Origin of the sequence: Enterobacter sp. PTB (genome assembly GCF_051130085.1) — a bacterium.
GTDB lineage: Bacteria > Pseudomonadota > Gammaproteobacteria > Enterobacterales > Enterobacteriaceae > Enterobacter > Enterobacter ludwigii.
Genome location: NZ_JBDKEE010000002.1, coordinates 211,564 through 225,640 on the forward strand (window position 1 = coordinate 211,564; position 14,077 = coordinate 225,640).

General features: G+C 55.9%; 11 protein-coding genes. 6 read left to right on the top strand and 5 right to left on the bottom strand.

Features of this window, described 5'->3' with window-relative positions; genetic code table 11:
* Positions 1 to 6: 6 nt before the first annotated feature.
* The 3 genes from AAIR21_RS03145 to AAIR21_RS03155 all read right to left on the bottom strand — a co-directional run bounded on the left by AAIR21_RS03145 (position 7) and on the right by AAIR21_RS03155 (position 2,585).
* The gene (locus AAIR21_RS03145) at positions 7 to 993 is read right to left on the bottom strand and encodes an MBL fold metallo-hydrolase (RefSeq protein ID WP_020884116.1); all 987 of its coding nucleotides are present in this window, start codon (positions 991 to 993) and stop codon (positions 7 to 9) included.
* Between the two features lie 142 nt (positions 994 to 1,135).
* Positions 1,136 to 1,879, bottom strand: a complete 744-nt coding sequence (locus tag AAIR21_RS03150) for a 5'-nucleotidase, lipoprotein e(P4) family (protein ID WP_194372958.1) — start codon at positions 1,877 to 1,879, stop codon at positions 1,136 to 1,138.
* A gap of 178 nt (positions 1,880 to 2,057) precedes the next feature.
* Positions 2,058 to 2,585 (bottom strand): GNAT family N-acetyltransferase, encoded by a 528-nt coding sequence (locus AAIR21_RS03155; RefSeq protein ID WP_020884118.1) that lies wholly within the window; start codon positions 2,583 to 2,585, stop codon positions 2,058 to 2,060.
* Between the two features lie 132 nt (positions 2,586 to 2,717).
* On the opposite strand from AAIR21_RS03155, the gene treZ reads away from it, so the two are divergent.
* From treZ to glgX, 3 genes are read left to right on the top strand one after another with little or no spacing between them, the layout of a single operon-like run.
* Entirely contained in the window at positions 2,718 to 4,505 is a 1,788-nt protein-coding gene (gene treZ / locus AAIR21_RS03160; RefSeq protein WP_183516348.1) for a malto-oligosyltrehalose trehalohydrolase, read from the top strand.
* Positions 4,502 to 6,970: a malto-oligosyltrehalose synthase gene (treY, locus tag AAIR21_RS03165; protein ID WP_183516349.1), complete on the top strand. Its 2,469-nt coding sequence runs from the start codon at positions 4,502 to 4,504 to the stop codon at positions 6,968 to 6,970. Before treZ ends, treY begins: the two co-directional genes overlap by 4 nt.
* Before the next feature lie 16 nt (positions 6,971 to 6,986).
* Positions 6,987 to 9,062: a glycogen debranching protein GlgX gene (gene glgX, locus AAIR21_RS03170; protein WP_032680984.1), complete on the top strand. Its 2,076-nt coding sequence runs from the start codon at positions 6,987 to 6,989 to the stop codon at positions 9,060 to 9,062.
* On the opposite strand, the gene AAIR21_RS03175 is transcribed toward glgX, so the two are convergent.
* Positions 9,063 to 9,611: a winged helix DNA-binding protein gene (locus tag AAIR21_RS03175; protein WP_014170092.1), complete on the bottom strand. Its 549-nt coding sequence runs from the start codon at positions 9,609 to 9,611 to the stop codon at positions 9,063 to 9,065.
* Positions 9,612 to 9,855: 244 nt separating this feature from the next.
* Here AAIR21_RS03175 and AAIR21_RS03180 point away from each other — a divergent pair, with 244 nt between their 5' ends.
* The 3 genes from AAIR21_RS03180 to AAIR21_RS03190 are packed head-to-tail and all read left to right on the top strand — an operon-like array spanning position 9,856 to position 12,583.
* Complete coding sequence (locus tag AAIR21_RS03180) at positions 9,856 to 10,578, top strand: DUF969 domain-containing protein (RefSeq protein ID WP_014170091.1); 723 nt, start codon at positions 9,856 to 9,858, stop codon at positions 10,576 to 10,578.
* On the top strand, positions 10,575 to 11,561 hold the full coding sequence (locus AAIR21_RS03185; protein ID WP_063156432.1) for a DUF979 domain-containing protein: 987 nt from the start codon (positions 10,575 to 10,577) through the stop codon (positions 11,559 to 11,561). The genes AAIR21_RS03180 and AAIR21_RS03185 overlap by 4 nt, the downstream gene beginning before the upstream one ends.
* Before the next feature lie 26 nt (positions 11,562 to 11,587).
* Positions 11,588 to 12,583, top strand: coding sequence for a DUF2891 domain-containing protein (locus AAIR21_RS03190; RefSeq protein WP_063156431.1), 996 nt, complete (start codon positions 11,588 to 11,590; stop codon positions 12,581 to 12,583).
* 35 nt (positions 12,584 to 12,618) lie between these two features.
* Here the strand turns inward: AAIR21_RS03190 and AAIR21_RS03195 are convergent, their stop codons facing one another.
* A complete protein-coding gene (locus AAIR21_RS03195; RefSeq protein WP_063156430.1) occupies positions 12,619 to 14,028 on the bottom strand; it encodes an MFS transporter in 1,410 nt (469 codons plus the stop codon).
* Positions 14,029 to 14,077: the final 49 nt, after the last annotated feature.

Below are 14,077 nucleotides of genomic sequence, written 5' to 3' on the forward strand. Positions count from 1 at the left end.
TCCGTTTTACTTTGCGCTGTGGCTGTCGCGATTGGTGTAGGTGACGGGCACCCAGGCGTAACCGCCGTGCTCGCCTTTCGTGACGTAACCGATACCCGGGAACGGCAGGTGGGGGGCTGCGACAAGGTCTCTGTTTTTCACAAAATCAGCAAAAGCATCCTGGCGGACACGTGCCGCACCGTCCTGATCCTGGTCGTAGGCGATGGTCACGGCGGGCTGCGGGAACTGTACCGCCGCGACGTGGATAATATCGCCGACAAAGGTGATTTTCTCGCCTTTACTTTCCAGCGTATAGAAGGCCGAGCCAGGCGTATGGCCCGGGTGAACCGTGCCGGTTATCCCGGGCAGAAGCTGCGAGGTTCCGGAAAAAGGAACCACCTTGCCGGCATCACGATACGGTTTTAAGGTTTTCTGCGCGACATCGAAGTAGTTCTGGTCGTAGCCGGTTTTTTTCTGATTATCGTTGTTAAAGAAAAAGTCGATGTCAGGTTTGCCGACAAAAACGCGCGCATTGGTAAACACCGCCTTACCATCTTTGACCAGGCCACCGGCATGATCGGAGTGCGCATGGGTCAGTAAAATCTCGGTGATGTCCTGCGGCGCGATCCCCTGCGTTGCCAGACTCTCAATCAGTCGCCCGCCGTTACCGGGGCCAAAAAGCTGGCCTGAGCCGGTATCCACCAGAATCTTGTGGCCGGGCAGAGCAATCAGAAAAGCGTTAATGGACGCCTCTACCGGGTTGGTCTGGAAATTTTGTGCGAGCAACGCATCGGTCTTCTGCGGGGTCGTCCGACGAAGTAATTTGTGCAGGTCTTGCGCCACGGTACCGTCGGTAAACGAGGTCACCATAATATCGCCAACCTGCACGCTGTAGCCCCCGGCAGGCTGTTTAACCACGTGCTGGGGCGTTTCTGCCGAAGCCTGAAGCGCAGGGTAGAACAATAACGAACTGGAAATCAGCGTTGTCAGGGCAAGTTTTTTTACGGTCAGCATAAGGGTCTCCTTCAGAAAGAGCTCATCTTACTTCTCCGTAAAATTATATGAACCCGCCTGATAATGATAGGACATATAAACGGGATGGATAGGTCGGGTCAAATGTCGGGTGGCAGCAATGTGCCACCCGGCAAGCCAGACGTTATTGCTTCAGCGGGGCTTTCCAGCCTTCAAGCGTGGCTTTTGACCACGAGCCATACGCGGCATTGGGCAGCACAATCCAGTCACTGCCAAAGCGATCGGCACTGGCCTCAACGAGTTCACGCTGCGCTTCGCTCGGCTTTTTGTTTTTAAATTGCGCGGCGAAATCAGGCAGGCTGTCACCGAAGAGCATGATTATCTGCTGTTTCTTCAGGATGCTCTGGCGGCGGGCTTCTTTACTGACCGTATCGAGCAGAACGCTATCCTCTGAAACCTGCGGTAAGCCGAGGGATTTTAACGTATTGAGCGTATCTGCTTTGTTTTCCTGCATCCGGTCAGATACATAATAAATACGGACCTTACTTTGATTCACGCGATCAAGAAACGCCTTCGCGCCAGGAATTAATCCCGGTTTTCCCTGCTTTTCCCAGTCACTCCAGGTGTCCCATTTCGTGTAGTCGTGGCACTGTTCGGCATCACGCGCCAGTAACGGAGTGTTATCCAGCACCGTTTCATCAAGATCCATCACAACGGCATAGTTCTCAGGCGCAGTCAGCCCTTTTATTTTTTCGTTAAAACGCTCGGTGGCGAAACGATAGGTCTGCAGCTGTAGTGCCATAATTTCTGCCGATTTCTGTTGGTAGCGCAGCGCCATCTCATACGCTTTCGGCTCACAGATTTCGTGGTCGGCTGCCGTGGCGGTCGCGCTCATAACAGGTAATGCCAGCAGTAATGCCTTAGCCATTGAATTCACTCTTCTTTCCTTAACGTCATTGTCAAAATCATGTAAGCGTATTGAAGTTAAGTGACAGAAAAATGAAGGGAGGCAGGTGAGTCATATTCTGACGCACATTCCCTTGCGCGCCGGGTGGATAATTTTCAGACAAATCGCTTTCGTCCGCCAATATCCGTTAGAGCCAGAGTCAGATCAGCATGTAATACCAGAACAGGGCGATTTCGTCTTTTTCCGGTAATGCGTTGTAGAGGAAACGATCGTATCCGCCTAACGTAAAGCCATAATGACGGTAGAACAGGCAGGCAGAAACATTCACATTCTGGGTTTCGAGCCTTAATCCAGCCGCGTTGACGCTTCGCGCCCACACGTGTGCGGCCGCCATCAATTTTTGCGCCGCGCCAGCTCTGCGTTTCGTGCGCTCAACGGCAATATAGTCAACGGCGATAAATTTATTCCAGCTCATTGACGCGGTGATAAAACCGGCAATTTCTCCCTCATCTGTTTCGGCCACAAGAAATATGGCATCCGGATTAACGCAATGATTTTCAAGGGTCTGCATATCGAGCTCATACGTTTTACGATAAGGCACGGCGACAGCGTCGATATGCAAATCACAATGTATAAAAGGCTCCCGCGCAACGTGACTGACGGTGAATGAAAAGTCACAGCATTCAAGACGTGCGAGGTCGGTATTTAATCCTTTTCGAATCTGCATGGTATTCCTTGTGGCGAATATTTTTATAAATAATAGATGAAGCCATTAAAACCGCTGGCGTAACACTCTTTTGATCCTGAACTAAGCTTGTACTTCATTCCGCGTAAAATGTGGGTCATTCGAGGACAATGAATGGAATTCAGGACATTTCAAAAACACTGGGGTGCTGAGTTTATTTCCAATGACGTTGTACGTTTTCGCGTCTGGGCAGAAGGACAGAAAGAACTTACGCTACGTCTGGCAGAAAACGACTTGCCAATGACGGCGGTCGGCAGCGGCTGGTTCCAGATTGACGTCCCCGGCGTCACGCACGGCACAGAATATCAGTATGTTTTGCAGAACGGCATGGCCGTACCCGATCCGGCGTCGCGCGCCCAGGCTGGGGATGTTAACGGTCCCTCGGTTGTTATCGATGCCAGACGGTATCCGCCCGGCAACCGGGAGTGGGCAGGGCGTCCGTGGGAAGACACGGTGATTTACGAGCTGCACATCGGCACCTTTACCCCGGAGGGCACCTTCCGGGCCGCCATTGAAAAACTGCCTTACCTGGCTGAACTTGGCATTACCCAGATTGAAGTCATGCCCGTCTCACAGTTTGGCGGATCGCGCGGCTGGGGATATGACGGGGTATTGCTGTATGCACCGCACGCTGCCTATGGCACGCCAGAAGACTTCCACGCCTTTATCGATGCCGCGCATGGGCTTGGGCTTTCTGTCGTGCTGGATATTGTGCTTAACCACTTCGGCCCGGAAGGGAATTATCTGCCAGTGTTGTCACCCGCGTTTTTCGACGCGGAACGGATGACGCCCTGGGGCAACGGGATTGCTTACGAGACTGAGCCGGTCAGGCAATACATTACCGAAGCCCCGCTGTTCTGGCTGACGGAATACCATCTTGATGGATTACGGTTTGATGCCATCGACCAGATTGAAGACACGTCGGATAAACACATCCTGCAGGAGATTGCCGAACGCATTCGCGAGGCTATTCCCGGGCGGCAAATCCATCTCACCACCGAAGACAGCCGTAACGTTATCTTCCTGCATCCGCGCGACGCACACGGTGCGACCCCGCTTTTTACCGCGGAGTGGAACGATGACTTTCACAATGCCGCGCATGTCTTTGCCACCGGCGAAACGCATGCGTACTACCAGGATTTTGCCTTTGAACCGGAGAAAAAACTCGCCCGTGCGCTGACAGAAGGTTTTGTCTATCAGGGCGAGGTTTCTCTCCAGACCGGCAAGTCACGCGGCGTGGAATGTCACACGCAGCCGCCACAGTTTTTTGTCGATTTTATTCAAAACCACGATCAAACCGGCAACCGCGCTCAGGGAGAGAGACTGATCGCCCTTGCGGGGGCCGATAAAACACGGGTGTTGCTTGCTGCACTGCTGCTTTCGCCCCATATTCCGCTGCTGTTTATGGGGGAAGAGTTTGGTGAAACCAATCCGTTTTTGTTCTTTACCGATTTTCACGGTGAGCTTGCCAAAGCAGTGCGGGAAGGGCGCGCAAAAGAGTTTACCGGCCATGCCGGGCACGATGCGTCCGTCCCCGATCCGAATGACGTGAAGACCTTTATTCGCTCCAAAATTGACTGGAATAAGGTCGCCACCGATGACGGTAAAACGTGGCTTCGCTTCACGCGAACGCTGCTGACGTTGCGCCATCGTCATATCGTTCCGTTACTGCGAAAGGGCGTCACGGTGGAGGGCAAGGTCATCAGGACGGCACCCGGCATGATTGCAGTGAGCTGGCGATTCCCGACCGGAACGTTGTCTCTGGCGTTCAATACCGGCAATAAGGCTGTTGATGTGCCTGCACTGGCAGGAGAAACGCTCTTTAGCTGGCCGGAGGTGAACGAGGTGTTACCGCCGAACAGTATTATTGTTCGCTTTGCTGATGGAGAAGCATCGTTATGATCCCTTCCGCGACCTACCGTATTCAGTTCCGTAACGGCATGACGTTTGACCGTGTCGTGGAACTGGTGCCGTATATGAAAGATCTCGGCATCAGCCATCTTTACGCCTCACCTGTGTTCACCGCCACGACCGGCTCTACGCACGGCTATGACGTGACCGACCCGAATGAAATTGACCCCGCCATTGGCGGACGAGAAGGATTCGACCGTATGGCGGCCGCGCTCAGGCAGGCGGGAATGGGCTTGATACTGGATATTGTGCCTAACCACATGTCGACCTCGCTGGAGAATCACTGGTGGCGAGACGTGATTGAGCATGGCAAACAGAGCCGCTACGCACGCTATTTCGATATTGACTGGTCACGGCCGCTTACGCTGCCGTTTCTGGGCGACACCTTTGAGGCGGAGCTTGAGAAGGGCGCCATTACTGTAAAACGTGACCCTGTCACGGACAAAGCCGCGCTGGTCTACTACGACACCGCCTATCCTCTTAACCCGGGTACCTTTGTGGAGGGTAAAAGCATTGCGGCGCTGCACGAGGCCCAGAGCTGGAGGCTGATGTCCTGGCGTGAAGCCCCGAAACAGCTCTCGTGGCGGCGTTTCTTCGAAATCACCGGCCTGGTGGGCGTGCGGGTTGAAGACGCGTCGGTATTTAGTGATACACACCGATTGATCCTTGAACTGGTTCATTCTGGCGTCGTTGACGGTCTGCGAATTGACCATATCGACGGTCTGGCCGATCCGCTGGGCTATCTGCAGCGTCTGCGCCAGGCAACCGGACCGGCGTGTTACATCACGGTTGAAAAAATTCTCGCCAAAGGGGAACAGCTCCCCGTCGAATGGCCAGTCTCCGGCACCACGGGGTACGAGTTTATTGCCTCGCTGGCGGAAGTTCTGGTGGACGACAGCCGCCTTGACCGCCTGGAGAAAATCCATGACGACACGCTCGGGGAAACCGTTGATCGGTTTGCAGCGTTACGGGATGCCAAAGGGCTGATGACCGATCGCAATTTCGAGGGCGAATTCACTACCCTGTTAACTATCGCCACCGATCTTGCCCGACGCAATGCGGTTGAACTGCAACCCGATGAGATCCACCATGCGTTGCGCGAGCTGCTGATCGCGTTTCCGGTGTATCGGACCTACGGCACCCGTGAAGGCTTAACCGCCTCTGACGTGGCGCTGCTCAATCGCGTTGTCGCAAGCATTAACACCTCTGAAGCGGCCCTGAGCCTGATCGTATGCATTCTTACCGGCGATCTTCCTGAAAATTGCCACGACGACGCGGCACGTTTCAGAACCCGCTTCCAGCAACTCACCGGGCCACTGATGGCGAAATCCGTGGAAGATACGCTGTTCTTTCGCCATAACCTGGAGCTGGCGCTTAACGAAGTGGGGGCAGACCCGACGCCGCGCGCCTTTTCGCTATCGCGTTTTCATCAGGAAATGCGCATCCGTCTTGCCCGTCAGCCTGACGCCTTACTCGGGACATCCACCCATGACACGAAGCGCGGTGAAGATGCCCGGGCACGCCTCTATACCCTGACGGAAGCGCCGGAACAGTGGGGCGAAAATCTGGCCCGCTGGCGGCAGATGAATCAAACCCACGTGCGTTTTCTGAGCGACGGTACCGCGCCGAACGCTGCTGATACCTGGATGATTTATCAGGCTCTGGCCGGCGTCTGGCCCGCCACACTGTCACCTGACGATGTCGACGGGCTGAAATCACTCGAAGAGCGCTTCCTCGGCTTCCTGGAGAAAGCGCTGCGCGAAGCCAAACAACGCACAGACTGGATAGATAGCAACGAAAGCTATGAGAGCGTGGTGCTGAGCTATGCCCGGCATCTGCTTTCACCGGACAACACCCTGTTCCTGAAGGATTTCAGTGAGGCGATGCAGCCCTTTATCCGTGCCGGGCTGATGAACAGCCTCAGCCAGACGGTGATCAAACTTACCGCACCCGGGGTACCGGACATCTATCAGGGCTGCGAAGCGCTTAACTTTAGCCTTGTCGACCCGGATAACCGACGGGAACCGGATTTCCCCGCGCTGGTGCGCCACCTCAGCACGGCGGATGCCGGGGTGTTTGCCCGCCCGGAATGCTGGCGAGACGGGAGCGTTAAGCAATATGTCACCGCCACGCTGTTACGGCTTCGTCCGCATTATGCCGCGCTATTCCATTACGGTGACTGGCTGCCGCTGAAGGTGAGCGGCGAGCGGGCGGAGAACCTGATTGTTTACGCACGCGTGAAAGACGAGGAGGCGCTGATTGTTGCCGTGCCGCGGCTGGTCTTCGACGTGACAACCCATGAAGCACTGTGGGCCAATACCACTATTGCTATACCCGATGCGCTGGCAGGAAAACGCTACCGGGATCTGTTCACCGGTGAAAGCCGGGTTCTGCAAGAGACGCTGGATGTAACGTCTGAAACGGGATGCTTAATGGTTCTGCTTACCTGCGAATGATCGTGGAGAACAAAAAATGCCAAAGGATAATACGTTTGAAATTCGGGCCGGTCATGGCCAGCAGCAAGGCGCAAATTATGACGGGAAGGGGGTCAACTTTGCGCTGTTTTCAGCACATGCGGAGCGGGTTGAGCTCTGTCTGTTTGACCCTTCAGGAAAAACCGAAATCGCCCGGCTGGAGCTGCCGGAATATACCCATGAAGTGTGGCACGGCTATGTGCCGGATCTGAAGCCTGGCGCGCTGTACGGCTATCGTGTTTACGGCCCCTATGACCCGGAAAACGGGCATCGCTTCAACCCCAATAAACTGCTTATCGATCCGTATGCCCGTGAACTGGTGGGCGATATCGACTGGAACGACGCCCATTTCGGCTATGAGCTGGGTCATGACGATCTCGACCTCAGTTTTGATACCCGCGACAGCGCGCCGTTCACGCCAAAATGCAAGGTCATCGACCCCAATGCTTTTGACTGGCAGGATGATAACCGGCCAACCATTCCGTGGCCGAATACCGTTGTGTATGAGAGCCACGTGAAGGGCTTTACCCAGCTTAACCCGGCGATCCCGCCTGAACTTCGCGGTACGTTTGAAGGGATGGGACACAAAGCCTCGGTCGATTACATCAAAAGCCTTGGCATCACCTCGGTTGAACTGCTGCCGGTTCACTGGTTCCCGGACGATCAACACCTGCTCGACAGGGGGCTGAAAAACTTCTGGGGCTACAACACGCTCGGCTTCTTTGCACCGGCGTCACGCTATTACGGTCCGGCGGGGATCCAGGGTTTTCGCGATATGGTGCGCGCCTATCATGACGCAGGCATCGAGGTGATCCTTGATGTTGTCTATAACCACACGGCAGAAGGCAATGAGCTCGGCCCAACGCTGTCGTTTAAGGGCATCGATAACTTCAGCTATTACCGCACCTTACCCGATCAACACCGGTATTACATTAACGACACCGGCACGGGGAATACGGTGAATACCTCCCATCCGAGAGTGCTGCAGATGGTGATGGATTCACTGCGCTACTGGGCCGAATCGATGCATATTGACGGTTTCCGTTTCGACCTCGGGACAATTCTGGGCCGTGAGCCCGAAGGCTTTGATCCGCGCGGTGGCTTTTTCGATGCCGTCACGCAGGATCCGGTGTTATCCCGTCTGAAGCTGATTGGTGAGCCCTGGGATATCGGCCCCGGTGGTTATCAGGTCGGCGGCTTCCCGCCAGGCTGGGGGGAGTGGAACGACAAATACCGCGATACCGTACGTGAGTACTGGAAGGGCGATAACGTGTCTAACGACTTCGCCGCGCGCCTGCTCGGTTCCGGTGACTTGTACGACCTGCGCGGACGCCGTCCGTGGGCCAGCATCAACTTTATCACCGCCCACGACGGCTTTACGTTGAATGACCTGGTGTCTTACAACGAAAAGCATAATGCCGACAATGGTGAAGACAATAACGACGGGCATAACGATAACCGGTCGTATAACTACGGAGAGGAAGGGCCGACAGAGAATCCGGATATTATCGCTACCCGGGAGCGGCAGAAGCGTAATTTCCTCACCACGCTGTTGTTCTCTCACGGCACGCCAATGCTGCTGGCCGGGGACGAGTTTGGCCGTACGCAAAAGGGGAACAATAACGGGTATTGCCAGGACAGCGAGATCTCCTGGATCGACTGGAAGGGGTTATCGGAAAACGACACCGCCCTGCGCGACTTTACCCGCCATCTGATTGCCCTTCGCGCGAAACAGCCGTTGCTGCGGCGTGAAAGCTGGCGCGACGGGCTTGAGATCCGCTGGTTTAACGCCGGCGGCGGCCCGCAGCAGGATGAGCAGTGGGATGAAGGTTCCACCCTCGGCGTATCCATCAGCAGACCGGACCTCAGACAGGAGCCGGGCCTCTGGCACGATGTGCTGATGCTGTTTAACCCGTTTGAAGGCACCGTGCCGTTCCAGATCCCCCAGTTTGGCGAAGGAGGTTGGGTACTGGAACTCTCCACGGCGGATGACGTTGTCCCCGGGACGGTCATCACCAAAGCCGTGGAATACCATCTGGCCGGACGAAGTATTTCGCTTTTCAGACGCCCTTAACTACAGTGATGCCGCCGCCCGCGCGGCGGTGTCATACAGGGAAGATATGGTCCGGAGCAACTGCGCGGTGTCACCAATAGACGCTCCGGAAATCCCGCTCTCCGCATGGATATTGATCAGACACGCTTCCCGCACGTCGCGGTATTTCATGCATAGCGCTTTCCCTTCCTCCGTCGTTGAGAAATAGAGCTCTTTTCCGGCTTTTTCACTCGTCACGTAGCCCGCCTTGACCAGCTTCTTCAGTGCATACGTCACCACATGGGTATCTTCCACGTTCAGGACAAAACAGATGTCGGCCAGCTTTTTTTTGCGGTCGCGGTGGTTCACGTGATGCAGAAGCGAGACATCAAAAGCGCCCATATCTGGCTCACCGGCGGCGGTCATGCAGCGCACCATCCATTTGTTAAACGCGTTGCTGGTCATGATCAACGCGTACTCCAGCTCTGATAATTCCGCGCAACGTTCCGATACCAGATGGCGAGAGGACACGATACGGCCATCGGTTATATCGTCGTGATTTGATGATCCAGCACTCTTCTTTGCAGTCATAACGTTCCTTACGGGGGGTGACGTTGGCCCGGAAATGTAAACTCATCGATAAAATAAGAACATTTTATTGATAAATTGTTTACATGTTTTTGTGGTTCAGATATAGCTTTTTAGTGCAGGTTCTGCAGAGCCTGACGCAAAACACAACATCGCGCGCCGCACTGCATCCCGCTTCGCCATGATGCGAAGTATTAAAAAAATAGCCGCCGGCGCGCAACGCTCACTTTGGATAGGGTAAACGTTTATGGACGGTTCGACACTGTTGCCGCTCATCGGTATACCGGTGGTGGTTATTGGTTTTGCTCTGCGTTTCAACCCGCTACTGGTGGTTGTGGTGGCGGGGCTGGCTACCGGACTGCTGGTTGGCATGGATTTTGGGATGTTGCTTGAGACCTTTGGCGAGAAGTTCGTCAACAGTCGTTCCCTGGCAACCTTTATTCTGATCCTGCCGGTTATTGGCCTGCTGGAATATTACGGGTTGAAAGAGCGGGCACAGGCGTGGGTGGCAAAGATTGCCAGCGCCACCTCGGCACGTATTCTGATGCTCTATTTTGTGGCGCGTGAAGGGACGGCCGCGCTGGGATTGATGTCGCTGGGTGGGCATGCTCAGACCGTTCGTCCGCTGCTGGCACCGATGGCCGAAGGCGCAGCGCTCAATGAGTATGGCGAACTGCCGCAACATATCCGGGACAAGATCAAAGCGCATGCCGCGGCGTGCGACAACATCGCGGTTTTCTTTGGCGAAGATATTTTTATCGCGTTTGGCGCGGTGCTGCTGATCGACGCTTTCCTGAAAGAGAATGGGATACAGGGCATTGAACCGTTGCATATCGGTCTGTGGGCCATTCCGACCGCCATCGCGGCATTGATTATTCATATGACGCGCCTGTTGCGTCTGGATGCCAGCATCCGTCGTGACGTTATGTCCTGGCGCGCTGAGCAGGGTACACAGGAGATCGCGCCATGATGACCCTGATCACCATTAACCGCGTGTATTACCTGATCGGCTTTGTCGTGATGATGCTGGTCGTGATGACCCTGCGCGATCGCGCGAATCCTAAACGTTTTACCACCGCGCTATTCTGGTTCCTGTTCGGCGGGATCTTCCTGTTTGGCGACCTGATGGTGCAGGAGCTGGGCAAATCCCTTGCTTATCGAATTATCGGCGGCGGCGTCATTGTGATTGCTCTGCTGGCGGGCTTTGGTCTTGTCGGCAAAGGGCACTATAAAATGGCTACCGATGCCGAGCGCGAAGCCTCGTCAACGCGGCTGAAAAACTGGCTGTTCCTGCCTGCGCTGATGATCCCGGTGGTTACGGTGATCGGGACATTATTCCTGAAAGGGGTGTCGATAGGGGGCGTATTCCTTCTTGACCAGAAACAGCTCACGCTGGCGGCACTGTGCGTCGCCTGTGTGGCGGCGATCCTGACTGGCTGGTGGCTGACAAAAGGCACACCCTTGCAGGCTATTCGCCAGTCCCGGCGCCTGGTCGACACCATTGGCTGGGCGGTGATTTTGCCACAGATGCTGGCCATGCTGGGCGGGGTGTTTGTGGTGGCGAACACCGGCGAGTCAGTCCAGAAGGTCGTAAGCCTGTTTGTGAACCCCGACAGCCGGTTCATGCTGGTGGTGATTTACTGCGTGGGCATGGCGCTTTTCACCATGATCATGGGCAACGCCTTCGCGGCATTCCCGGTGCTCAGCGCCGGTATCGCCTTGCCGTTTCTGATTAACGTTCACCATGGTAACCCGGCACCGCTGCTGGCGATTGGCATGTACGCGGGCTATTGCGGCACGCTGATGACGCCGATGGCGGCCAACTTTAATATCGTTCCGGCCGCGCTGCTGGAGCTTAAAGATAAGTACCAGGTGATCAAGATCCAGATCCCAACGGCGTTAACCCTGCTGGTGGTCAACGTGTTCTTAATGTATTTCCTCGTTTTTCGCTAAGCGCGGCAACGATCTAAGGAGCTGATATGGAATTAACGCAACACCAGGCCGACGCGTTTGCCCGCATGCCTTTGACCTATTTACGCCAGGAATATCCGAACCACATTATGCACCTGCTTAATGATGATGGTGATGTCCTGCCACCCCGCGAACTGCACCCCATTTTTTATGGCTGCTTCGACTGGCACTCGGCGGTGCACGGCTACTGGCTGCTGCTGCGCTGCGTGCGGCTTTACCCTGAACTGTCGTGCCGGGATGAAATTGTCGCCCTGTTTGATGAACACATCACGCAGGAGAAGGTGGCGAAAGAGCTGGCCTATTTCAAGGCACCGTTTCGCGCCTCGTTCGAGCGCCCTTATGGCTACGGCTGGCTTCTGGCGCTGACGCAGGAGCTGAAGCAATCCGCGTTACCTCAGGCCGCCAGCTGGTATCAGACACTGCAGCCGTTAACGCAGGACATTCGCGACAGACTGGTGGATTACCTCAGCAAGCTTACCTATCCGATCCGTGTCGGTACGCATTACAACACCGCTTTTGCCCTGGCGCTGGGGATTGATTACGCCCGTGCAGTGCAGGATAACGCCCTTGAGCAGGCTATTCTGACGGCGGCGACGCGCTTTTATCTGGCTGACACGCATTACCCGGCTCACTATGAACCGGGTGGTGATGAGTACATTTCCGGCGCGCTGACGGAAGCGCTGTTGATGAGTAAGGTGGCGGAGCATTTCCCGACGTGGTTTGACGCCTTTCTTCCTGATGTGGGGTCTGTTTCTGCCCTGATGCACCCGGCAGAAGTGAGCGATCGTACCGACCCCAAAATTGCCCATCTGGATGGGTTAAACCTCAGCCGCGCCTGGTGCATGAAGCATATTGCCCGCGCGCTGCCGGATAACCATCCGGGACAACAGGCGCTGCACGAGGCAGTCGACCGACATCTGGCGGCAAGCGTCGAGCATGTAGTGGGAAGCCACTACAGCGGCGGACACTGGCTGGCGAGTTTTGCGCTGCTGGCGCTGGAGTAAATCACAGGTGCAGCGCGAAGTGCGCTGCACCGTGTTTATGCCGTAGCCTGACGCGTGGCGCGCAGCCGGCTCACGCTAAACACGACAGAAACCGCCGAAGCAATGACCGCAATCCACAGTGAATAATGAACGGCCCGATCGTCAAAAGCCGGCTGATTCTGCGTTGTGGCCAGCAGAACGCCGACCACGGCAGCCCCCAGGCATTGTCCAAACGTCCGCACGATAGCCAGTACGCCGGATGCGTAGCTGGCATACTCCCGCACCACGTTAGAGAGCATTTCCCGGTTATTGGGACTCTGGAAACAGCCAAAACCGATCCCGCACACCAGGCTTCGCAGGCAGATATTCCAAGCGGAAGGGCTGGCGGGCAGTGTCGCGAGCAGAATCAATCCCACCACAAACACGATAAGCCCAAGGGTAGATATCAGCGGGGCTGAAATTGTGTCTGCCCAGCGGCCCGCATGCGGCGCGATCAGTACGATGCCTATCGGCCAGGGCGTGAACAGCAGCGCGGAGACCACCGGACTGTAGCCATATACGCTCTGAAACAGGAACGGCAGGGCGATAAAGGTGATGCCCTGGCTCACAAACGAGGCCAGCGACGTGAGCGCGGCGAGCGTAAAGCGTCCGTTGTGGAAAATAACGGGAGGCAGTATGGGGCTTCGGGCGCGGCGAATATGCCAGACAAAGGTGATGACGCTAATCGTAGCGAGCAGCGCCCAACTGATAGCCTCGTGGCTGATGTGGTGCGAAGCATGCTGGAAACTGTTGGCCGTCATGATCATCGCCCCCAACAGGACCGTGGAGAGCAGTGCCCCCGGGGCATCGAACGGAGAAGGATCTGAAGCCGGCTGTCGAGGTAATGCCTTCCAGGCCAACAGCAGGGCAATCGTTCCGGGAACAAGGTTAATGGCGAATAACCACTGCCAGCGCAGTACGTCCAGGATCGTCCCGCCCAGTACGGGTGCAATGGCCGTGCTGGAGGCGATAAGCAGGGCGTGCAGTCCCAGAATGCGGCCAAGCAGTCGACCGGGGAAGACGGCGCGCAGTATCGCCGGAGCAATACTCAGTGTGGCCGCCCCGCCAATCCCCTGCAATATCCGCATCCCGATCAGCATGTCCGGGGTGCGGGCCAGCGCGCAGCCGAGCGAGGTGAGTGTAAAGACGGCAAGTCCGGTCAGAAACACCGGGCGGTAGCCAACGCGGGCCGCCAGGGCAGCGAAGATGGCCAGAGTCATGGCCGCGGACAACAGATACCCATTGGCGAACCAGACGGCTACATTCGCGGGCACCTGCATCGCGCTTGCCATCGAAGGCAAGGCGATGTTGATCATGGTGCCATCAAAAACGCCCATCAGCGTGGTGGTCATTACCGCGGCCATCACCCGGGCGCGTTCATGGCCGGGCAATCCTTCGTCGCCGGGCTGGTTTGAAAATAGCGTCATCGTCGTAACTCCAGAAAGAATGTTGATGACGAAACTATAATCATGGGAT

Bases quoted from the DNA above. Each gene is read 5' to 3' on its own strand.
- glgX (WP_032680984.1), top strand. From the start codon at position 6,987: ATGCCAAAGGATAATACGTTTGAAATTCGGGCCGGTCATGGCCAGCAG.
- AAIR21_RS03190 (WP_063156431.1), top strand. From the start codon at position 11,588: ATGGAATTAACGCAACACCAGGCCGACGCGTTTGCCCGCATGCCTTTG.
- AAIR21_RS03180 (WP_014170091.1), top strand. From the start codon at position 9,856: ATGGACGGTTCGACACTGTTGCCGCTCATCGGTATACCGGTGGTGGTT.
- treY (WP_183516349.1), top strand. From the start codon at position 4,502: ATGATCCCTTCCGCGACCTACCGTATTCAGTTCCGTAACGGCATGACG.
- AAIR21_RS03155 (WP_020884118.1), bottom strand. From the start codon at position 2,585: ATGCAGATTCGAAAAGGATTAAATACCGACCTCGCACGTCTTGAATGC.
- AAIR21_RS03195 (WP_063156430.1), bottom strand. From the start codon at position 14,028: ATGACGCTATTTTCAAACCAGCCCGGCGACGAAGGATTGCCCGGCCAT.
- AAIR21_RS03185 (WP_063156432.1), top strand. From the start codon at position 10,575: ATGATGACCCTGATCACCATTAACCGCGTGTATTACCTGATCGGCTTT.
- AAIR21_RS03150 (WP_194372958.1), bottom strand. From the start codon at position 1,879: ATGGCTAAGGCATTACTGCTGGCATTACCTGTTATGAGCGCGACCGCC.
- AAIR21_RS03175 (WP_014170092.1), bottom strand. From the start codon at position 9,611: ATGACTGCAAAGAAGAGTGCTGGATCATCAAATCACGACGATATAACC.
- treZ (WP_183516348.1), top strand. From the start codon at position 2,718: ATGGAATTCAGGACATTTCAAAAACACTGGGGTGCTGAGTTTATTTCC.
- AAIR21_RS03145 (WP_020884116.1), bottom strand. From the start codon at position 993: ATGCTGACCGTAAAAAAACTTGCCCTGACAACGCTGATTTCCAGTTCG.